Origin of the sequence: Bradyrhizobium sp. CB1015, from assembly GCF_025200925.1 — a bacterium.
Classification (GTDB): Bacteria; Pseudomonadota; Alphaproteobacteria; order Rhizobiales; family Xanthobacteraceae; genus Bradyrhizobium.
This window is the reverse complement of the sequence record NZ_CP104174.1, coordinates 365301-384620: the sequence shown is the minus strand read 5'-3', so window position 1 is coordinate 384620 and position 19320 is coordinate 365301. Positions and strand designations below refer to the sequence as shown.

General features: G+C 65.3%; 20 protein-coding genes. 8 read left to right on the top strand and 12 right to left on the bottom strand.

Annotated features, from left to right (window positions below; genetic code table 11):
* The first annotated feature begins 16 nt into the window (after positions 1-16).
* Positions 17-292, top strand: a complete 276-nt coding sequence (locus N2604_RS01755) for a metal-sensitive transcriptional regulator (RefSeq protein ID WP_025033001.1) — start codon at positions 17-19, stop codon at positions 290-292.
* A gap of 173 nt (positions 293-465) precedes the next feature.
* Here the strand turns inward: N2604_RS01755 and N2604_RS01750 are convergent, their stop codons facing one another.
* Positions 466-1431 carry a YiiX/YebB-like N1pC/P60 family cysteine hydrolase gene (locus tag N2604_RS01750; RefSeq protein WP_260373514.1) on the bottom strand — a complete coding sequence of 322 codons (966 nt, stop codon included), beginning with the start codon at positions 1429-1431 and terminating at the stop codon, positions 466-468.
* A gap of 192 nt (positions 1432-1623) precedes the next feature.
* On the opposite strand from N2604_RS01750, the gene N2604_RS01745 reads away from it, so the two are divergent.
* Positions 1624-3012: an NAD(P)/FAD-dependent oxidoreductase gene (locus N2604_RS01745; RefSeq protein ID WP_260373513.1), complete on the top strand. Its 1389-nt coding sequence runs from the start codon at positions 1624-1626 to the stop codon at positions 3010-3012.
* Between the two features lie 201 nt (positions 3013-3213).
* Here N2604_RS01745 and N2604_RS01740 read toward each other — a convergent pair whose 3' ends face one another.
* The 6 genes from N2604_RS01740 to rpmI all read right to left on the bottom strand — a co-directional run bounded on the left by N2604_RS01740 (position 3214) and on the right by rpmI (position 9044).
* On the bottom strand, positions 3214-3984 hold the full coding sequence (locus N2604_RS01740) for a sulfite exporter TauE/SafE family protein (protein ID WP_260373512.1): 771 nt from the start codon (positions 3982-3984) through the stop codon (positions 3214-3216).
* Between the two features lie 55 nt (positions 3985-4039).
* Positions 4040-6448 (bottom strand): phenylalanine--tRNA ligase subunit beta, encoded by a 2409-nt coding sequence (gene pheT / locus N2604_RS01735; RefSeq protein ID WP_260373511.1) that lies wholly within the window; start codon positions 6446-6448, stop codon positions 4040-4042.
* Complete coding sequence (locus N2604_RS01730) at positions 6445-6891, bottom strand: endonuclease domain-containing protein (protein ID WP_260373510.1); 447 nt, start codon at positions 6889-6891, stop codon at positions 6445-6447. The genes pheT and N2604_RS01730 overlap by 4 nt, the downstream gene beginning before the upstream one ends.
* A gap of 215 nt (positions 6892-7106) precedes the next feature.
* Positions 7107-8189: a phenylalanine--tRNA ligase subunit alpha gene (gene pheS, locus N2604_RS01725; RefSeq protein WP_260373509.1), complete on the bottom strand. Its 1083-nt coding sequence runs from the start codon at positions 8187-8189 to the stop codon at positions 7107-7109.
* Positions 8190-8404: 215 nt separating this feature from the next.
* Positions 8405-8764, bottom strand: coding sequence for a 50S ribosomal protein L20 (gene rplT, locus N2604_RS01720; RefSeq protein WP_027550107.1), 360 nt, complete (start codon positions 8762-8764; stop codon positions 8405-8407).
* 79 nt (positions 8765-8843) lie between these two features.
* On the bottom strand, positions 8844-9044 hold the full coding sequence (rpmI, locus tag N2604_RS01715) for a 50S ribosomal protein L35 (RefSeq protein ID WP_008539890.1): 201 nt from the start codon (positions 9042-9044) through the stop codon (positions 8844-8846).
* A gap of 274 nt (positions 9045-9318) precedes the next feature.
* Between rpmI and N2604_RS01710 the strand changes: the two genes are divergently transcribed.
* Positions 9319-9723 (top strand): hypothetical protein, encoded by a 405-nt coding sequence (locus N2604_RS01710; protein WP_260373508.1) that lies wholly within the window; start codon positions 9319-9321, stop codon positions 9721-9723.
* Positions 9724-9850: 127 nt separating this feature from the next.
* On the opposite strand, the gene infC is transcribed toward N2604_RS01710, so the two are convergent.
* Positions 9851-10390 carry a translation initiation factor IF-3 gene (gene infC, locus N2604_RS01705; RefSeq protein WP_027574769.1) on the bottom strand — a complete coding sequence of 180 codons (540 nt, stop codon included), beginning with the start codon at positions 10388-10390 and terminating at the stop codon, positions 9851-9853.
* A gap of 251 nt (positions 10391-10641) precedes the next feature.
* Here infC and N2604_RS01700 point away from each other — a divergent pair, with 251 nt between their 5' ends.
* Complete coding sequence (locus N2604_RS01700) at positions 10642-11430, top strand: carboxylesterase (protein ID WP_260373507.1); 789 nt, start codon at positions 10642-10644, stop codon at positions 11428-11430.
* Between the two features lie 200 nt (positions 11431-11630).
* Positions 11631-12098 (top strand): nuclear transport factor 2 family protein, encoded by a 468-nt coding sequence (locus tag N2604_RS01695; protein WP_260373506.1) that lies wholly within the window; start codon positions 11631-11633, stop codon positions 12096-12098.
* Between the two features lie 112 nt (positions 12099-12210).
* Here the strand turns inward: N2604_RS01695 and N2604_RS01690 are convergent, their stop codons facing one another.
* The 3 genes from N2604_RS01690 to N2604_RS01680 are packed head-to-tail and all read right to left on the bottom strand — an operon-like array spanning position 12211 to position 14861.
* Entirely contained in the window at positions 12211-13008 is a 798-nt protein-coding gene (locus tag N2604_RS01690) for a thioesterase family protein (RefSeq protein WP_260373505.1), read from the bottom strand.
* Positions 13009-13044: 36 nt separating this feature from the next.
* On the bottom strand, positions 13045-14220 hold the full coding sequence (gene queG / locus N2604_RS01685) for a tRNA epoxyqueuosine(34) reductase QueG (protein WP_260373504.1): 1176 nt from the start codon (positions 14218-14220) through the stop codon (positions 13045-13047).
* Positions 14169-14861 (bottom strand): glutathione S-transferase family protein, encoded by a 693-nt coding sequence (locus N2604_RS01680; RefSeq protein ID WP_260373503.1) that lies wholly within the window; start codon positions 14859-14861, stop codon positions 14169-14171. Before N2604_RS01680 ends, queG begins: the two co-directional genes overlap by 52 nt.
* A 170-nt stretch (positions 14862-15031) precedes the next feature.
* Here N2604_RS01680 and N2604_RS01675 point away from each other — a divergent pair, with 170 nt between their 5' ends.
* The 3 genes from N2604_RS01675 (at position 15032) to N2604_RS01665 (ending at position 18096) form a co-directional block, all read left to right on the top strand.
* Complete coding sequence (locus N2604_RS01675; protein WP_260373502.1) at positions 15032-15838, top strand: undecaprenyl-diphosphate phosphatase; 807 nt, start codon at positions 15032-15034, stop codon at positions 15836-15838.
* Positions 15839-16026: 188 nt separating this feature from the next.
* The gene (locus N2604_RS01670; RefSeq protein ID WP_260373501.1) at positions 16027-17352 is read left to right on the top strand and encodes an FAD-binding oxidoreductase; all 1326 of its coding nucleotides are present in this window, start codon (positions 16027-16029) and stop codon (positions 17350-17352) included.
* Positions 17353-17355: 3 nt separating this feature from the next.
* The gene (locus N2604_RS01665; protein ID WP_260373500.1) at positions 17356-18096 is read left to right on the top strand and encodes an SDR family oxidoreductase; all 741 of its coding nucleotides are present in this window, start codon (positions 17356-17358) and stop codon (positions 18094-18096) included.
* 199 nt (positions 18097-18295) lie between these two features.
* Here N2604_RS01665 and N2604_RS01660 read toward each other — a convergent pair whose 3' ends face one another.
* Positions 18296-19261, bottom strand: coding sequence for a complex I NDUFA9 subunit family protein (locus N2604_RS01660; protein ID WP_260373499.1), 966 nt, complete (start codon positions 19259-19261; stop codon positions 18296-18298).
* Between the last annotated feature and the right edge of the window lie 59 nt (positions 19262-19320).

Genomic DNA, 19320 nt, shown 5'->3' with positions numbered 1-19320 from the left:
GGGGTATATAGACCCCATGCGCAAGGACATCAAGGCATCCGTCGGAAAACGTCTCGGCCGGATCGAGGGCCAGGTTCGTGGCCTCTCGAAAATGGTAGAGGAAGACCGCTACTGCATCGACATCGTGACGCAAATCGCGGCGGTGCGCGCCGCGTTGCGCCGGGTCGAGGAAGAGGTCCTGAAGGATCACGTCGCCCATTGCGTCGAGCACGCCATCGCGAGCGGCGACAAGGCCGACCAGCGCGCGAAGATCGCGGAGCTGATGGCGGTGATCGGACGGGCGGAGCGGTAGCGCGCGCTCTCTTTCTTCCGTCATTGCGAGCGCGGCGAAGCAATCCAGACTGTTGCCGCAGTGGCAGTCAGGATTGCTTCGTCGCAAGAGCTCCTCGCAATGACGGTGGAGAAGGACGCGCGCTGTTTCCTATAACGTGGTCCTGGCTTGCGTCAGGATGACGGCAGGGCGGCTTAAGCCGTTATTTCCCGCGTCCGCGCGCGACACATCGCGAGCTCGCTCAGCTGCACGAAATGTTCGGAGCAAGCCACGCCGGCTTGCGCAGGCGGCGCGCTCACTTCTTCAGCCGGAATCTCAAGCGGCGTCTCTTCGTCAGCCGCTTCAGGAACGAGCGGCGGCGCACGGAGCGTTTCTGGAAACACACTGAACGTGCCCGCCACCTCCTCGAGCGGCTTCTGCTTGTCGGCCCAGTGCAGGGCGGTGTAGTCGAACCCGTGCACGATGGTGGGTTTGACGACTTCGAAATAGGGCGAGATGTCGAAGTCGCGGGGCATGTAGAGCGAGGAATCGCGGATGTGCAGGATCTCGCGCCGTGCGGCGCGGCTGCCGGCCTTGGTGATCTTCGGCAGGATCGGATAGCGCACGGCGTCGAACGCCTGCGCGATCAGCGCCGAGCAGATGATCTTGGTCGGGTCGCCCGAGCCGATCGCGATCATGCGCCGGCGCCAACGCTGCGGTATCGGCAGCGGGAACAGGTAGCGCATGAGGTCGACGATGTTCTTGGTGTCGTAGCCGAAGCCGATGCGGTTGATCGCATAGCGGCAGACCGTGGTGCGGTCCTCATGGGACAGCCCGACCGGCCGGCAGACGCGGGTGTGATAGGGGAAATATTTCGACAGCGGTGCCGAGGTGACGCCTTCGCCGATATTGGCCTCGATCAGCACATGCGGCTCGCCGTTCGCCTCCTCCGCCCCCTCGACCGGGCCGACATAGAGCGCGGCATGCGACCAGGTCGACTGCGTCAAATATTTGATGATGCCGGAGACGCGGTTGTTGCCCTCGACCAGCAGCACGTCGCCGGGCTCGATGACGCCGCGCAGATGCTCGGGGTCACTGGGCGTGAACGGCTCATAGCCCGGCACCTCCTTCGAGAGGTACGCGGCAATCAGCTTGCCGACTGAATCAAGGACCGTCCCCATGTCGAACTCCCCCACAGCCTTTTCCGGCCGTCTTTTTTTCCTTCTCTATCATGGTCGAAACGTGTTGCAATTCGGTTCATCACTCTGTGAGATCAAGCATGATTGATTCACCATGATGGTTGCTGCGCAACATCAGATACGGCAAGGTTCGCGGGCTGTTCCCGTTCGCCGCAAGTCCCCGGAAACCATGACATGACAATCACGCGCCGTGGTTTCCTTGTCGCGCCCGCGGTCCTTGCGGCGATGCCGGTCCTGCGCGCATCCGCCGCGCCCCTGCCGCGAGAGGCCGACATCGTCGTGATCGGTGCGGGGGCGGCGGGAATTGCCGCGGCGCGGCGTATCATGGCGACGGGCCGCAAGGTCATTGTGTTGGAAGCGGCATCGCAAGTCGGCGGCCGCTGCATCACGGATAGCACCACCTTCGACACGCCGTTCGACCGCGGCGCGCGCTGGATGCACAATCCCGACACCAACCCGATGATCCGGCTGGCGCGCAGTGCCGGACTCGATGTGCTGCCGGCGCCCTCGGGCCAGAAGATGCGCATCGGCCGCCGCAATGCCCGCGCGGGCGAGACCGAGCAGTTCCTGGCCGCGCTGGTGCGCGCCAACCGCGCCATCGACGAGGCCGCGCGGGGCAAGCTCGACACGTCCTGTGCATCCGTGCTGCCGAAGGATCTCGGCGACTGGGCCGGCGCGGCCGAGTTCATGCTGGGCGCGAGCTTCGCCGGCAAGGACCTGAAGGAGCTGTCCGCGATCGACAAGGGACGCGCGCAGGACCGCAACGCGGCGATCACCTGCCGCCAGGGCCTCGGCACGCTGATCGCGAGGCTCGCCGAGCAGGCGCCGGTGGCGCTGTCGACACCGGCGAGCCGCATCGCCTGGAGTAATCGCGACGTCAGTGTCGAGACGCAAGCCGGCAAGATCGCCGCGCGCGCCGCCATCGTCACGGTCTCGACCAACGTGCTGACATCGGGCGCGATCAAGTTCGCACCCGACATGCCCAAGCGGACGCTGGATGCGGCATCGAAGCTCAGCCTCGGCAGCTATGATCGTATCGTGCTGCAGCTGCCGGGCAATCCGCTCGGCCTGTCGCGCGACGATATCCTCATCGAGCAGAGCAATTCGACGCGCACGGCACTGATGTTCGCCAATATCGGCGGCTCCTCGCTGTGCTCGATCGATGTCGGCGGCTCCTTCGGCCGCGATCTCTCCGAGCAGGGCGAGAAGGCCATGGTCGCCTTCGCCAAGGAGTGGATCACAAAACTGTTTGGCAGCGAGGCCGCAGCCACCGTGCAGAAGACCAGCGCGACGCGCTGGAACGCCTCGCCCTATGTGATGGGCGCGATGTCGGCAGCTTCGCCCGGGGGCCAGCTCTCGCGAAAAACCTTGGCCGAGCCGATCGGCAACATGTTCCTCGCCGGCGAAGCCACGCACGAGACGCTGTGGGGCACCGTCGACGGTGCCTGGGAAAGCGGCGAACGCGCCGCGGACGCCGCGCTGCGCAAGATCGGCGCGATCAAGGACGAGCCGGCCGACGTGCCGACGCAGTCGACCAAGAAGCGGCGGACGCCGCGGCAGTAGGGCAATCAAGCAGCGACAAACTCCACTGTCGTCCCGGACAAGCGCGCCCAAAGGCGCGCGCCGATCCGGGACTCATACTCACAGGGCCTGGTTTGGCGAAGACTCGTGGTGACCAGCTTGCACCATAACTTCTCCCTGGGGTTATGGGTCCCCGCCCCCGTGCGCAATTGCGCACCAGGCGGGGACGACCCGTGGAGAGAGCTATCGCAACACCCCGTCCAACGCGGGCAATCCAAAGATCACCGCCAACGCAATCAGCGCGTAGCAGATAGCGCGAAACACCTTTTCGCTCGCACGCCCGAATAACGAGCTGCCGAACGCAACGCCAGTCGCATAGACCGGTCCGACGATCAGCGACAGCACCAGCGATTCGCGGCTGATCAGGCCGGTCGCCGCATAGCTGACCATCGAGAAGAAATCCGAGGCGCCGAAGAACAGCACGATGTTGGCGCGCGCGACGACCGGCGCGATCGATCGGCCGAGCCAGTAGCCGACGATCGGCGGCCCGCCGGTCTGCGCGAGGCCGCTGCAGAAGCCGGAGAGACCGCCGATGCCGGCCGACAGCCAGGCGTGGTCCTTGCCGCGATAGTGCCACCCCGACAGCAATAGCAGCAACAGCGCCGCGACGAAGCAGGAGATGATCCAGCGCGTGGTGACGGGTTCGAGCACGCTGAGGAAATGGGTGCCGATGGGCACGCCGATCAGCGCGCCCAGCACGATCACGGCAGTGGCCTTGCGATCGGCCTTCCGCCATGCCTCCGGCAGCAGCGGCGCGGCCGCGACGAAGTCGATGACGAGAAGCAGGGCTGCAACGAGCCGCGGCGCCACGATGCTGCTGGCCAGCGGCATGAAGATCAGCGCCGCGCCGAAGCCGGAGAAGCCGCGCGCGGTGCCCGAAACGAAAGCGACGGCGCAGAGCGCCGCCGCGATCGTGAGGTTGACGTCCTTCGGAAGGAAGTCAGCGAGCGTCATGCTCTATGTCTCTTGAGCATGACGTTGTCCGAAAACCGCTTCATACTTTTCGGCGTCATGCTCGCAACGTGCCGCCGGTCTTCTTGGTGACCTCGGCGACGATCTTGGCGCCGACGGCCTCGATCTCCTGATCGGTCAGGGTTTTCTCGCGGGGCTGAAGCGTGACCGCGATCGCGATCGACTTCTTGCCGTCATCGATGCCCTTGCCTTCGTAGACGTCGAAGACGTTGACGCCGGTGATCAGCTTCTTGTCGACGCCTTGCGCCGCGCGAACGATGTCGCCGGCCTTGACAGTGCGGTCGACGATGAAAGCGAAGTCACGCGACACCGGCTGGAACGCCGAGAGCTCGATCAAGGGCTTGGCGCGCGTCGGCTTCTTCTTCGCCTCGGGGATGCGGTCGAGGATCACCTCGAACACGACAAGCGGCCCGTCGGCGCCGAGCGCCTCGAGCGCTCTGGGGTGCACTTCGCCGAAATAGCCGAGCACGTTCTGCGGCCCGATCTGGATCGTGCCGGAGCGGCCCGGATGCAGCCAGCCGGGACCACCCGCCACGATTTGCAGCGCCTGCATCGGCGCACCGGCCGCCGCCAGTACCGCCAGCGCATCGGCCTTGGCGTCGAACACATCGGCCTGCGCCGAGCCGGTCCAGTGCCGTCCGAGACCTTCGGACGAAGCCAGGCCGCGACGCACGCCGCTCGCCGCCATGAACTGGTCCTGCGGGCGGTCGCCCTTGAACAGCTGGCCGACCTCGAACAGCGCGACATCGCCGAAGCCGCGATCGGCATTGGCCTGCGCCGCCGCGATCAGGCCGGCCAGCAGGGTCGGGCGCATGTCGGAGAGATCCGAGGCGATCGGGTTGGCCACTTCGAGCTCGCGCTGTCCGCCGCCGAACAATTCGGCTGCCGGCTTGGCGATGAACGACCAGGTCACGGCTTCGACCATGCCGCGGCTTGCGAGCGCGCGCCGCGCGCGGCGGGTGCGCAGCTGCAGCGGCGTCAGCACCGGCTTGCGCGGCTCGTCGCCGCGCTCGAACGGCGTCATCGGCACCTTGTCGACGCCGAAGATGCGGACGATCTCCTCGACGATGTCGGCCTTGCCGTGCACGTCGGAGCGCCACGAGGGCACCGCGACCTTCACCACCGGGCCGGGACCCGCCATCATGAAGCCGAGATGGGTCAGGATGCGCTTCATCTCGACCTGCGGCACCTCGATGCCGGAAAGGCGCTTGACCTCGGTGACCGGGAAGTCGATCACGCGGTCGTCGGCGAAGGCTTTGCCGACCACGATTGTCTCGGACGGTGTGCCGCCGCACAGCTCCATCACCAGCTTGGTCGCGAGCTCGATGCCGGGCACCATGAAGGCCGGATCGACGCCGCGCTCGAAGCGGTAGCGCGCGTCCGAATTGATGCCGAGCTTACGGCCGGTCTGGGCGATGTTGATCTCGTTCCACAGCGCCGATTCGATCAGCACGTCAGTCGTGTTCTCGTCGCAGCCCGAGGCCTCGCCGCCCATGATGCCGGCGAGCGATTCGACGCCGTGCTCGTCGGCGATCACGCAAATGGCGGGATCGAGATTGTAGGTGCGGCCGTCGAGCGCCAGCAGGCTCTCGCCCTCGCGCGCGCGGCGCACGACGAGATTGCCCTTCACCTTCTTCGCGTCGAACACGTGCAGCGGGCGCGCGCGGTCGTAGGTCATGAAGTTGGTGATGTCGACCAGCGCGTTGATCGGACGCAGCCCGATCGCGGTCAGCCGCTTCTGCAGCCATTCCGGCGAAGGTCCGTTCTTGACGCCGCGCACGAGGCGGAGCGCAAAGCCCGGGCAGAGCGTGGCATCCTCGACCGTGACCTTCACGGGGCAGGGGAATTCGCCCTTGATCGGCTTGATCGTGGGGTCCTTGAACTTGCCCATGTCGGCGGCGGCGAGGTCGCGCGCGATGCCGTGCACGCCGGTGCAGTCCTGCCGGTTCGGCGTCAGATTGATCTCGAGCACGGGATCGCCGAGGCCGGCCCATTCGGCGTAGGCCGCGCCGATCGGCGCGTCCGCCGGCAATTCCATGATGCCGTCATGGTCGTTGGAAATCTGCAGCTCGGCCGCCGAGCACAGCATGCCGCGGCTCTCGACGCCGCGGATGGTGCCGATGCCAAGCGTGATGTCCTTGCCGGGAATGTAGGTGCCGGGCGGAGAGAACACGCTGACGAGCCCGGCGCGCGCATTCGGCGCCCCGCACACGACCTGCACCGGCGCACCACCGTCGCCGATGTCGACCCTGCAGACGCGCAGGCGATCCGCATTCGGATGCTGCTCGGCCGAGATCACCCTCGCAATGGTGAACGGCTTCAGCGCCTTCGCCTTGTCCTCGATGTTCTCGACCTCGAGCCCGATCATGGTGAGCTTGTCGGCGAGTTTTTCGAGCGGCTCGTCGGTCTCGAGATGATCCTTCAGCCAGGAGAGGGTGAATTTCATGGCTGCTTTTTCTCCACGGAGACGATCTGCTTCCTCCCCCGCTTGCGGGGGAGGGCTGGGGAGAGGGTTCTCTCCGCAATGGCAGTGACTATTGTTTCAAGAACACCGGAACGGTTTGTGATGACATCGAGATTGCTGAAGCGGAGCACATTGAAGCCCTTCGCTTCGAGCACGGTCGAGCGGCTTGCGTCCGCGCGCTCGCCTTCGTCCGAGAAGTGCTGGCCACCATCGAGCTCGATGACAAGCTTGGCCGCATGGCAGATGAAATCGGCGATGTAATTCTCGATCGGCACTTGGCGGCGGAAGCTCGCGCCGTTCAACCGGCCGGCGCGCAGCTCCGACCACAGGATTCGCTCCGCATCGGTCGGGTCGCGTCTGAGCGCGCGCGCATTGGCGCGCAGCTTGTCGGATACTTTCCAGTCCGGATGCTTGGGATCGACCATCGGCAGCCCCATCGCGGAGAAACCCTCTCCCCACCCCTCCCCCGCAAGCGGGGGAGGGAGTCCGACCTGTCGGGCGGACAGAGAACACGTACCCACGAAACGAATGCTACGCACGCGCTCCATCCATTCCCTCCCCCGCTTGCGGGGGAGGATCAGGGAGAGGGTTGTCTCCGCAGTGGGAACGGAGAGAAGCTTCGTATGGTGGAGACCAAGCATCACGTGCTCAGTCCCCCCGCCAGCGTCGGCACCTCCAGCGGCTTGAAGCCGTAATGGGAGAGCCAGCGGACGTCGCTGTCGAACAGCTGGCGCAAATCGGCGATGCCGTATTTCAGCATGGCGATGCGGTCGATGCCCATGCCCCAGGCAAAGCCCTGGTATTCGTCGGGATCGATGCCGCAGGCGCGCAGCACGTTCGGATGCACCATGCCGCAGCCGAGAATCTCGAGCCAATCCTCGCCCTCGCCGAAGCGGATCTCGCCCTTGTCGCGGCGGCACTGGATGTCGACTTCCAGCGACGGCTCGGTGAACGGGAAGAACGAGGGGCGGAAGCGCATGTTGATGTGGTCGACCTCGAAGAAAGCCTTGCAGAACTCGTGCAGGATCCACTTGAGGTGGCCGAGATGCGAGCCCTTGTCGATGACGAGGCCCTCGACCTGGTGGAATTGCGGCGTGTGGGTCGCGTCGGAATCGATGCGATAGGTGCGGCCCGGGCAGATCACGCGGATCGGCGGCTTCTGGCCCAGCATGGTGCGCACCTGCACCGGCGAGGTGTGGGTCCGCAGCAGCATGCGCGAGCCGTCCTCCTTCGGATGGAAGAAGAACGTGTCGTGCATCTCGCGCGCCGGATGGCCTTCCGGGAAATTCAGCTTTGTGAAGTTGTAATCGTCGGTCTCGATGTCGGGACCTTCGGCCACCGAGAATCCCATGTCGGCGAAGATGGTGGTGAGCTCGTCCCAAACCTGGCTCAGCGGATGGATGCGGCCGGCATCGGCCGGCGTATCGCGCAGCGGCAGGGTGACGTCGACGGTCTCGGCCGCCAGCCGTGCATCGAGCGCCGCCGACTTCAGCACGTCGCGTCGCGCCGCAAGCGCCTGGCTGACTTCGTCCTTGGCCTGATTGATCGCCGCTCCTTGCGTCTTGCGCTCGTCCGGCGACATCTTGCCGAGGGTGGCGAGCAGCGCCGAGATCGAGCCCTTCTTGCCGAGGGCTGCAACGCGCACGGCTTCGAGCGCAGCCTCGTCGGAGGCAGCGGCGATGTCGGCGATGATCTGGGCTTGGAGCTGGGCAAGATCGGTCATGGCAATCCCTTTTGGCCAGGATGCTGAGCCGATGATCCTAGCCCGTCACGCCCGGCCAAAAGCGCGAAGCGCGTCTTCGCGTTAGATTCGCCGGGCATCCACGTCGGAGAAGTGTATGCGCGAGAGATGACGGCCGGGGCGATGAAAACGCGACACGCGCCCTCTGCCCGGGCCGTCACAAGCTCAATGCTGCGCAAGTCGCGCAGCAGGGCGGCTTACGCCGCCAGCGCGGCCTTGGCCTTCTCGGCGATCGCCTGGAACGCGGCTGGCTCGCGGATCGCGAGATCCGACAGCACCTTGCGGTCCACGGTGATGCCCGACTTGGCAAGGCCGTCGATAAATCGGCTGTAGGTCAGGCCGAACGGACGGACGGCAGCGTTGAGGCGCTGGATCCAGAGCGCGCGGAAGGTGCGCTTGCGACGCTTGCGGTCGCGGAAGGCGTATTGCTGGGCCTTCTCCACGGCCGGCTTGGCGGCGCGGATGGTGTTCTTGCGGCGGCCGTAGAAACCCTTGGCGGCCTTGTAGACTTTTTTGTGCTTGGCGTGGGCGGTCACACCGCGTTTGACGCGAGACATGACGAAATCCTTCAGAGATGACTTTGGTTATCGGATTGCCGCGCGGACGCGGCAGGGATGGCAATGATCGTGGACGCGATCAGGCGTTCGGCAAGAAGTACTTCTTGACGTTGTCGCCGTCGGTCTTGAACAGCACGCGGGTGCCGCGGAGCTGACGGATCTGCTTCTTCGTCCGCTTGATCATGCCGTGACGCTTGCCGCGCTGGGCGTGCATCACTTTGCCGGTGGCAGTCACCTTGAAGCGCTTTTTAGCGCCCGATTTGGTCTTCAGCTTGGGCATTTGGCTCTCCTAATGGCCACAGAAATCCGCCCGCGAAGGCGGCTGGACCGTCAAAAATGCTCGTTAGAGCGTTGATTGTGCTCAGGTTTTGCGAACAGGCGCGAAACCCGCACGAGACACCGCCACGGCAGCCCGTAAATCAGCCGGGCGGTGAAGGGTGGGCTTATGACAGAGGACAGGCCAAATGGCAACGATGAACCGCCGAAACCCGCTCGCCGACTATTCGACGCTGCCACCCCAATGTCCAAGCCTTCTCGCCTGAAGCAGGTCCAAAATGGCTCATTTCCCGCAACTTCCGATTTCACTGGGCGATTTCGCCCGTCCGCGCCGTCTGGCGCTGTTCGCCGTGCTCGCCACGGCTGCGCTGCCACAGGCCGCCGACGCACGCGCCGCCGGCTATGACGGCATCTGGAACGTCACCTTCGCCACCACCCGCGGCAATTGCAGCTCGGGCTACAGCGTCCCCTTCACCGTGACAGGCAGCCGCGTCTCCTCCGCCGGCGGCGGCCGGGTCTCGGGCCGGGTCAACCGCTCCGGCGCTGTCGCCGTCCAGGTCTCGGTCGGCGCCTCCCACGCCAGTGGCGGCGGCCGGCTCGCCGGTGTGAACGGCGCCGGGTCGTGGAAGGGCATCATTTCCGGCGACCAGTGCAGCGGCACCTGGCGGGCAACAAGGACCTGAGATCGACGCGGACCGCCAAGACAACGGTGCGCCCCCTCTCCCGCAAGCGGGAGAGGTGAACAACAAAACGGCCCGCCGGAGATCCGGACGGGCCGTTGAAGGCTTGAAGTCCTAACGAGCTGCTGTCTCAGCGCGGCGCCAGCACCATCACGACCTGGCGACCTTCGAACCGCGCGTCCTGCTCGACCTTGGCGAGCTCGGCGACGTCGGTCTTGATCTTGTCGAGCAGCTTGGTGCCGATCTCCTGGTGCGCCATTTCGCGGCCGCGATAGCGCAGCGTGATCTTGACCTTGTCGCCCTCTTCGAAGAACCGCTGCATCGCGCGCATCTTCACGTCGTAATCGTGATCGTCGATCATCGGACGGAGCTTGATCTCCTTGATCTCGACGGTCTTCTGCCGCTTGCGGGCTTCCGCGGCTTTCTTCTGGGCGGAATACTTGTACTTCCCGTAGTCCATGATCTTGCAGACGGGAGGGCTGGTATTCGGCGAAATCTCGACCAGATCCATCCCGACTTCCTGCGCCATGCGGATGGCGACGACGGTCTCGACCGTACCTTTGTTCTCACCGGTCTGGTCGATCAGCTGGATCTGCGCATTGCGGATATCATCATTGATGCGCGGCCCGTCTTTGCTGGCAGCGGGCGGAGCTTTATTAGGACGGCGAATGGGTGGTTCTCCAAAGTTGTGAAAGAAGCGGCTATTTTGAAGGAAGATGCGTTTGCCGGCAAGCAAGTCGCTGGTACGAGGCGCGAAAAACCCTCAAATGCGAGGCATTTTAGTCACGGCCCTCGGCACGCTGACCGACATAGACACCTTGCCTCTGTTCCGCAAGCGTCCCAAAGGACCAATAGCGATGCCGGTCGTGCTTTCGGAACAGGTCCGGACAGCTCAAACCGCACAGCCAGAGTAAACGTTCCATGACCGACTTAATTCCCGATGCCGCGCTTGAGTTCGTCGATGTGGGCGAGGGGCCGTCCGCACGCAGAATCGCGGTGCGCCGCCGTCCCGGAAAAGGCCCCGGCCTGGTCTGGCTGGGCGGATTCAAGTCGGACATGCAGGGCGGCAAGGCCGTGGCGCTCGACGCCTGGGCCCACGAGTGCGGCCGCGCTGTGGTCCGGTTCGACTATTCCGGCCACGGCGAATCCAGTGGCGATTTCGCCGACGGAACCATCGGCCGCTGGCTCGAGGACAGTGTTGCGGTGCTCGAGCGCTTCTGCGACGGCCCGCAAATCCTGATCGGGTCCTCCATGGGCGGCTGGATGGCGCTGCTGCTCGCGCGCGAGATCAAGAAGCGTGCCGGCACAGCGTCGCTCGCAGGGCTCGTGCTGATCGCGCCGGCGCCGGATTTCACCGAAGAGCTGATGTGGAAGAATTTTTCGCCCGCAGTGAAGAGGGAGATCGAGACCAAGGGCTTCTGGCTGCGCCCGTCGGAATACGGCGACGGCTCGCCCTATCCGATCACGCGGAACCTGATCGAGGAGGGACGCAATCACCTCGTGCTCGGCAGCGCCATCGATCTCGGCTGCCCCGTCCGCATCCTGCAAGGCGCGAAAGACCCTGACGTGCCCTGGCAGCATGCGTTCAAGCTGACCCATCGCCTGCCGGCCGACGACGTCGTGCTGACCTTGATCCAGGACGGCGATCACCGCCTGTCACGCCCGCAGGACATCGCGCGCATTCTTGCGGCGGTGGCTGAGATCGGGTGAGATGCTTCTCTTCCTTCTCCCCTTGTGGGAGAAGGTGGCTTCGCGAAGCGAAGCCGGATGAGGGGTTCTCTCCTTGCGTTCGAATGAGAGTTGGACTCGCGGAGGCAACCCCTCACCCAAGTGAATGCGCGTCGACGAGCGGAGCCGCCCTCTTCCACAAGGGGAGAGGGCACAACAAGAAGCACCGGGAGGCAACGCCAATGACGACCACCGCCATGCTGCGCGCCTTCTGCGACGCGGTCGAGCAGCGCAACGGCGAAGCCTTCGCCGAGCTGTTCACCGAGGACGGCGTCTATCATGACGTCTTCTACGGCGCCTTCGCGGGCCGCGCGAAAATCGCCGCGATGATCGACGACTGGTTCTATCGCACGGCGACCGATTTCCGCTGGGACATGCACGATCCGGTCACCGACGGCACCACGCTCTATGCGCGCTACACGTTCAGCTACAAATCGACATTGCCGGAAGCGAACGGCGCACGCGCGATGTTCGAGGGCGTTGCGATCATGACGCTGAAGGACGGCAGGATCGCCTGTTATCACGAGGTCGCCAACACCGCGCCGGCATTCGTCGATTTGAAGTTTGCGCCGGAGCGGATCGCGAAGATCGTCGCCAAGCAGGGCGCCGAGCTCAAGGCGCGGCCGGAGATGCAGCGGCATTTGGGCTGACCGTCATTCCGGGGCGATGCGAAGCATCGAACTATGGTGCGCAGTTGCGCACCTGAGAATCTCGAGATTCCGGGTTCAGCCCTGCGGGCTGCCCCGGAATGACCGCGGTGAGCTACCGCTTCGACGGATTCGCCATCGGCTTGCGCTGCGCCAGCGCGGCCACCGTCGCGGTGCCGATCGGGCCCTGTTCGTCATAGAGCCAGCATTCGCCGATCGCGATGCCGTCGGTGGCGTGGTGGTTCACCACCTCGAAGCCGATCCACTCCGTCACCGGCGGGCGGTGCAGATAGATCGTGACGTCGCTGTTGATGTAGCCGAGCCCCTGGTCGCCGGCATTGGCAAACGGGCTGGCGAAATCGGCGCCGGTGGCGACGCGGACGAACGGCGTCATCGGGGCGCCCGCGACGAGCTCGCGCACCTCGCTCATCCACAATTTGCGCGGACCGAGCGAGCCCATATGGCCGACGATCGGGCGCGTCGCCCATTTGCCGTTCATGCCGAGCCTGGGATCGGTCGGCTTTGGAATGTCTGATGGTTTCGGCACATCCCAGTTCGGCGGCGACCAGACATTGCCATCGGGATTTTGCGTCTTGCGCAGCAGCTGGCACGAGGCGCGCGCCATGCTGACGCCGCCGGAAAAGAACTCCGCTTCCACCACGCGGATGCGCAGACCGTCGCGCACCAGCCGCGTCGTCACGTGAATCGGCTTGTCGATGGTCGGCAGCCGAAACATGTCGACCGTGAGCCGCGCCGGGACGAATTCGGGCCCGGAATGGCGCTCCTCGATGACGAAGCCGAGCAGGCCGACGATGACGCGCCCGTGCAGCGATTTCGGATCCCATGGACCGTTGGCGACTTCCGTCGGATGGAATGTATCGCCGTCGCGGGTGAAGAAAGGCATGTTTGTCATGCGCGCGAGATTGCGGGAATGGACGGGGAAATCAAGTCAGGAGGCGGCCCGCCACTCCTCACGAACGCACTCGTCGTGCTCCTTGCGCGCAGCAGCAGACTTCATCGCCTCAAACTCTTCCCGCGCCAGCAACTGCCCGAGCGCCCACACCGCCGCCCCGCGCACCAGCGCGCTCGCATCATCCAGCAATCGCCGCGCCTCGTCCGCCAGCGTCACCTCGCCTGAATTGCCGATCGCAATCAGCACGTTGCGCAAGAACCGGTCGCGGCCGATGCGCTTCACCGGCGACTTCGTGAACAGCGCACGAAACGCGGCGTCGTCGAGCCGCGCCAGCTCGGCGAGATCAGGCGCGCGCAATTCGTCGCGCGCGGCGAGCTTGGCCTCGCGGCCCTCTTGCGCAAACTTGTTCCAGGGACACGCCGCGAGGCAATCGTCGCAGCCGTAGATGCGATTGCCGATGGCTTTGCGAAACTCGCGCGGGATCGGGCCCTTGTTTTCGATGGTGAGATACGAGATGCAGCGCCGCGCATCGAGCTTGTAGGGCGCGGGGAACGCCGCGGTCGGGCAGATGTCGAGACAGGCGCGGCACGAGCCGCAATGATCGATCTCGGTAGCGTCGCGCGGCAGATCGAGCGTGGTGTAGATCGCACCGAGAAACAGCCATGAGCCGAATTCGCGCGAGACGAGGTTGGTGTGCTTGCCCTGCCAGCCGAGGCCCGCGGTCTGCGCCAGCGGCTTCTCCATCACCGCCGCGGTGTCGACGAACACCTTCACTTCGCTTGGCGCGGCCGCGACCAGCCAGCGCGCCAGCGCCTTCAGCCGCTTCTTGATGAGGTCGTGATAGTCGTCACCTTGCGCATAGACCGAGATCGCCGCGCGCGTGCGTTGCTTCAGCACCGCGAGCGGATCGGTATCGGGACCGTAATTGACGCCGAGCATGATCACGCTGCGCACCTCGGTCCACAGCCCGCGCGGATCGACGCGCCGCTCCGGCTGGTTCGCGAGCCAGTCCATGTCGCCATGGCCGCCCGAGGCGATGAATTCGAGGAAGTGTTTTCCGGCGCTCTCGATCGTGCCCGGCCCGGTGACGCCGACGCAGTCGAAGCCGAGCGCGTGCGCTTCGCGCGCCAGCGCCGCCTTCAGCTCAGTCGGATCGGAGCTCAGAAATCCAGGTCCACATAGGTCCGCGACGCCGGCACGCCGGCCAGCCATTCGCTCAAGAGCGGACGGAACGACGGGCGGGATTTCACCCGCGCGTACCACGCCTTTGCTGCGTCGTCCTCGCTCCATGGCACGTCGCCCAGATAGTCGATCGCCGAGAGATGCGCCGCGGCGGCGAGATCCGCGTAGGTGAGCCGGTCGCCGGCGAGGAAATTGCGCGTCTGCGCCAGCCAGCCGATATAGGCCAGATGATAGCGCACATTGGCTTTCGCTGCGCGCATCACGTCGGCCGAGGGCGGCCCGCCGCCGTTCTCCTCGCTCATGAAACGCTTGTAAATGCGCTCGGTGACGAGCGGGTGCGAGACCTCCTCGAAGAACTTTTCGTTGAACCAGGCCATCAGCCGGCGCACCTCGACACGCTCGAAGGTCGTCTCCGGCATCAGGCGCTTGACGCCCATCCCTGCGCCATAGGCCTCGTCGACATATTCGGCGATGATGGCCGCGCCCGGGATCGGCGGCTGTTCCTCGTCCACCAGCACAGGTGTGGTCCCGGCCGCATTGAGCAGCAGAAACGCCTCGCGCCGCTCCCAGCTGCGCTCTTCGATCAGCTTCAGGTCGAGCCCGTATTCGCCCGCGATCAGGCGGATGAAGCGCGAGTGCGGGCAGAACGGATGATGAAACAGCGTAAACATGAAGCCTTTGACTATTTGATGGTGCTTAAGAATCCATCAATGTTTGTGCGGCGCCACACTAGTCCCTCAAAACCGCGAAGCAAGAGCGTGACGCCGCATTTTGCGATTGCAGCATTGGGGGGAATAGGCGAGAAGAGCCCCCGCTTTTCCAGCCGAAATGGACCGTAAATATGTCAGACGCAATACGGGCAGTGATCCTCGGCATCATCGAGGGTGTGACCGAGTTCCTTCCCGTATCCTCGACCGGCCACCTCCTGCTCGCGGAGCGCTTCTTCCATCTCGGCGAAGGCGCGTTCTGGGATTCGTTTACGGTTCTGATCCAGCTGGGTGCGATCCTCGCGATCGTCGGGCTGTATTTCAGGAAGCTCTGGGACGTCGCGATCGGCCTGTTCACGGGCGATGCCTATGCGCGCCGTTTCGTGATCGGCGTGCTGGTGGCGTTCCTGCCGGCCGTGATCGTCGGCCTCGTCGCCGGCAAATACATCAAGACCCTGCTGTTCAATCCCTGGGTCGTCTGCTTCACGCTGATCGTCGGCGGCGCCATCCTGCTCTGGGTCGACAAGCTCGATCTCAAGCCGCGCGAGCATGACGCCACCAAGTTTCCGCTGCTGATGTATCTCTATATCGGCATCGCGCAGTGCGTGGCGATGATCCCGGGCGTGTCGCGCTCCGGCGCCAGCATCGTCGCTGCGATGCTGTTGGGGGCCGACAAGCGCGCGGCGGCGGAGTTCTCGTTCTTCCTCGCCATCCCCACCATGATCGGCGCGTTCGCCTACGATTTCTACAAGAACCGCGCCGAGATGACGATGGACCACATGAACATCGTGGCGATCGGCTTCGTGGTGTCGTTCATCACCGCGGTCATCGTGGTGAAGACGTTCCTGACCTACGTCACCCGCCACGGCTTCGTGCTGTTCGCCTGGTGGCGCGTCATCGTCGGCACCCTCGGCCTGATCGCGCTGGCGCTGGGCCGGTAGGCGTTAAGGTCTTGTGGCCCGGATGGAGCGCAGCGCAATCCGGGGCCATCATCACTTGGGGCACGATCCCGGATTACGCTGCGCTCCATCCGGGCTACGCGCCTGCCGCGCTTTCAACGCAATATAAGCTTTTGACCGCTACTCAGTTTCGCAGGGCAGGGCGTCGCGCCCGGCACAGGAGCTGAACCATGACCCTCGTCAGCGGCTGGGGCCGTTTCCCGGTCGTCGATAGCGACGTGCTGCGGCCGCGGTCGTTCGAGGCCGTAGCTGAAGCCATGGCGTCCGGCACCGTGGCGCGCGGCAATGGTCGCGCCTACGGCGATGCCGCGATCGGGGCCGTCAGAACCGTCGCGATGACGGGCTTCGACCGCATCAGGTGGTTCGATCCGGCGACCGGCTGCATCCGCCTCGAGGCCGGCGTGCTGCTCTCGGATCTGATCGAGACATTCGGCCCGCGCGGCTTTCTGCCCTTCGTGCTGCCCGGCACGCGCTTCGTCTCGATCGGCGGCGCCATCGCCGCCGACGTGCACGGCAAGAACCATCATTGCGAAGGCGGCTTCGGCCGCTATGTCGACAGCATCCTGCTGTGCACGGGCGAGGGCGAGACCATCGAAGCCTCGCGCGAGCAGAACGCCGATGCGTTCTTTGCGACCATCGGCGGCATGGGCCTGACCGGAATCATCCTTGAGGCGACGATGCGGCTGCGCAAGGTCGAAACGGGATGGATCCGCGAGCGCGTGATCTCGGCGTCCGATCTCGATGCCGCGATGCGCGCGCTCGATGCAGGCGATGCCGCGACCTATTCGGTGGCGTGGATCGATTGCGCGGCGCGAGGGCGGGATCTCGGCCGTTCGCTGATCTATCTCGGCGAGCACGCAGGCAAGGACGAGCTCCCTGCCGGCGCCGCCACGTTTCCCGCCGGCAAGGATCCCGGTCTCGGCGTGCCCGTCGATTTGCCGTCGATGACGTTGAACCGCTTCAGCATCCGCGCCTTCAACGAGCTGTATTACCGCATGGGCGCGCGGCGCGCCGGCGGCAGCCATGTGGTCTCGATCTATCCTTATTTCTTTCCGCTCGACGGCATTGCCGACTGGAATCGCATCTATGGCAAGCGCGGCTTGCTGCAGCACCAATCCGTGATCCCTGAAAACGGCGCGCGCGACGTGCTCGGCGAGATCCTGGGTCGCGTCGCGCGGCGCGGCGATGCCTCCTTCCTCGCGGTGCTGAAGAAGCTCGGCCAGGGCGAGGGCATCCTGTCGTTTCCGCTGCCCGGCTACACGCTGGCGCTGGATTTCCCGGTGCGGGGCGACATCCTGAATTTTCTCGACGAGATCGATCGTCTCGTCGTCGCGGCCGGTGGCCGGCTTTATCTCGCCAAGGATGCGCGCCAGTCGCGCGCGACGCTCAAAGCCGGCTATCCCGCTCTGTCGCGCTTCAACGCGATCCGCAAATCGCTCGATCCTGCCGGCAACATCCGCTCCAAGCTTTCACAACGTCTGTTCGATGAGGTCTAGGCTGTGACGTCGCGCAAGTCTGTACTGGTTCTGGGCGGCTCATCCGACATCGGCCGCGCCGCCGCGCGCGCCTTTGCCAAAGCGGGATACGATGTGGGGCTCGCCGGCCGCGACGTCGCCGCGCTGGAGCCTGACGCCGCCGATCTGCGCGCACGCTACAATATCGAGGTCGGTCTCTACAGGTTCGACGTGCTCGACACGGCGTCGTTCGAGGGCTTCGTCGCAGGCCTTCCCGCGCTGCCCGATGTCGTCATCTCGATCGTCGGCCTGCTCGGTGTGCAGCAACAGGCCGAGAGCGATCTCGCCCACGCCACCGCGATCATGCGCTCCAACTATGAGGGCCCGGCGCTGATTCTCGGCCTGTTCGCGGAGAAGTTCTTGAGCCGCGGCAGCGGCACGCTGGTCGGCGTGTCCTCGGTTGCCGGCGATCGCGGCCGCGCCTCCAACTATGTCTATGGCTCGGCCAAGGCCGGCTTCTCCGCCTTCCTGTCCGGCCTGCGCGCCCGCGCCAGCCGGGGCGGCGTTCACGTCGTCACGGTCAAGCCCGGCTTCGTCCGCACCAGGATGACGGAAGGCATGAAGCTGATCGGCCCGCTCACCGTCGAAGCCCCTGTCGTCGGCGATGCGATCCTTCGCGCCGTCGAGACCAAGACCGACATCGTCTATGTCAGCGGCAAATGGCGCCTCGTGATGCTCATCATCAAGACGCTTCCGGAAGCGGTGTTCAAGAAGCTGAGGTTTTGAAGGTCGTGTGACGGATGGGTCCCCGCCCCGGCGGCGGTCCGCTCTCTCCCCCGCTTGCGGGGGAGGGTCGGGGAGAGGGTGTCTCCACAACGGGACAATCCCCAAGAGGAAAAAGCCCTCACCCGGATTGCTTCGGACGATGCTTCGCACCACCGGGCGCAATCCGACCTCTCCCGCAAGCGGGAGAGGTGAAGCCAACTCACACGCTCATGCGCTGGAACTGCCCGGCGGCGCGGAAGCGCCAGAGATATTGCGGGGCGATCGCCTCCAGCGAATCGGCTGATATGCCGAGGCCTTCCAGCGTCAGCCCGGCTGCCTTCGCCGCCTCCGACACGATATTGTCGCGCTCGAGCAGCGTGACCTGGTCCGGCGTCAGCTTGAACGCGCCCGGTGCGAATTGCAGGAAGTTGGCCTGGAAGCGGGCGAGGCCGAACGGCAGCGGCACCAGCATCCGCTTGCGGTCGGTGATTTCGAGGATCGCCTCGATGATCTCGCGCATGGTCAGCACTTCCGGCCCGCCGAGCTCGTAGGTCGCGCCCGCCTTGGCCTTGCCGTCGGCAGCATCCGCGATCGCACTGGCGACGTCGCCGACATAGACCGGCTGCATCTTCGTCTCGCCGCCGATCAGGGGCAGCACCGGCGACATCCGGGCCAGTGCGGCAAAGCGGTTGGTGAACTGGTCCTCGGGGCCGAACATCACGGAGGGGCGGAAGATCGTGGCGGAGGGAACCGCGGCCAGGACCGCGGCTTCGCCGGCCGCCTTGGCCCTGGCATAGCGCGAGGGCGATTGCGCATCGGCCCCGATCGCCGAGACATGCACCAGCTGAGCCCCGGCGGCGGCCGCTGCCTTGGCGACGGTCTCGGCGCCCTTGGCCTGGACGGCGTCAAACGTCTGCGCACCGCTCTCGGTGAGCACGCCGACGAGGTTGATCACGAGATGCGAATCACGCAGCGCCGCCTCGACCGAGGCCGGAAAGCGCAGATTCGCCTGCACATTGTGGACCTGCCCGACCCGGCCGAGCGGCTGGAGGTACCCGGCGAGTTCCGGCCGCCGCACCGCGACCCGGACCCGGTAATCCCGCTTGCACAGGGCGCGGACGACGCTGCGGCCCAAAAACCCCGATCCGCCGAAAACCGTGACGAGCGTGTCCAGATTCGATGCCATGGGAGCCATTCCTGCGGAAAAGAGTGCGTCGTGTCAGGCTTGTATCGGGCCGGTTTGCG

What these genes read in the sequence shown, in the direction of transcription:
- N2604_RS01710 (WP_260373508.1), top strand. Translation starts at nt 9,319, where the DNA reads ATGGCTCATTTCCCGCAACTTCCGATTTCACTGGGCGATTTCGCCCGT.
- N2604_RS01750 (WP_260373514.1), bottom strand. Translation starts at nt 1,431, where the DNA reads ATGGGGACGGTCCTTGATTCAGTCGGCAAGCTGATTGCCGCGTACCTC.
- pheT (WP_260373511.1), bottom strand. Translation starts at nt 6,448, where the DNA reads ATGAAATTCACCCTCTCCTGGCTGAAGGATCATCTCGAGACCGACGAG.
- N2604_RS01680 (WP_260373503.1), bottom strand. Translation starts at nt 14,861, where the DNA reads ATGTTTACGCTGTTTCATCATCCGTTCTGCCCGCACTCGCGCTTCATC.
- rpmI (WP_008539890.1), bottom strand. Translation starts at nt 9,044, where the DNA reads ATGCCCAAGCTGAAGACCAAATCGGGCGCTAAAAAGCGCTTCAAGGTG.
- queG (WP_260373504.1), bottom strand. Translation starts at nt 14,220, where the DNA reads ATGGCTGGCCGGCGTGCCGGCGTCGCGGACCTATGTGGACCTGGATTT.
- N2604_RS01730 (WP_260373510.1), bottom strand. Translation starts at nt 6,891, where the DNA reads ATGGTCGATCCCAAGCATCCGGACTGGAAAGTATCCGACAAGCTGCGC.
- N2604_RS01675 (WP_260373502.1), top strand. Translation starts at nt 15,032, where the DNA reads ATGTCAGACGCAATACGGGCAGTGATCCTCGGCATCATCGAGGGTGTG.
- N2604_RS01745 (WP_260373513.1), top strand. Translation starts at nt 1,624, where the DNA reads ATGACAATCACGCGCCGTGGTTTCCTTGTCGCGCCCGCGGTCCTTGCG.
- N2604_RS01690 (WP_260373505.1), bottom strand. Translation starts at nt 13,008, where the DNA reads ATGACAAACATGCCTTTCTTCACCCGCGACGGCGATACATTCCATCCG.
- N2604_RS01700 (WP_260373507.1), top strand. Translation starts at nt 10,642, where the DNA reads ATGACCGACTTAATTCCCGATGCCGCGCTTGAGTTCGTCGATGTGGGC.
- N2604_RS01695 (WP_260373506.1), top strand. Translation starts at nt 11,631, where the DNA reads ATGACGACCACCGCCATGCTGCGCGCCTTCTGCGACGCGGTCGAGCAG.
- N2604_RS01670 (WP_260373501.1), top strand. Translation starts at nt 16,027, where the DNA reads ATGACCCTCGTCAGCGGCTGGGGCCGTTTCCCGGTCGTCGATAGCGAC.
- N2604_RS01660 (WP_260373499.1), bottom strand. Translation starts at nt 19,261, where the DNA reads ATGGCATCGAATCTGGACACGCTCGTCACGGTTTTCGGCGGATCGGGG.
- rplT (WP_027550107.1), bottom strand. Translation starts at nt 8,764, where the DNA reads ATGTCTCGCGTCAAACGCGGTGTGACCGCCCACGCCAAGCACAAAAAA.
- N2604_RS01755 (WP_025033001.1), top strand. Translation starts at nt 17, where the DNA reads ATGCGCAAGGACATCAAGGCATCCGTCGGAAAACGTCTCGGCCGGATC.
- N2604_RS01740 (WP_260373512.1), bottom strand. Translation starts at nt 3,984, where the DNA reads ATGACGCTCGCTGACTTCCTTCCGAAGGACGTCAACCTCACGATCGCG.
- pheS (WP_260373509.1), bottom strand. Translation starts at nt 8,189, where the DNA reads ATGACCGATCTTGCCCAGCTCCAAGCCCAGATCATCGCCGACATCGCC.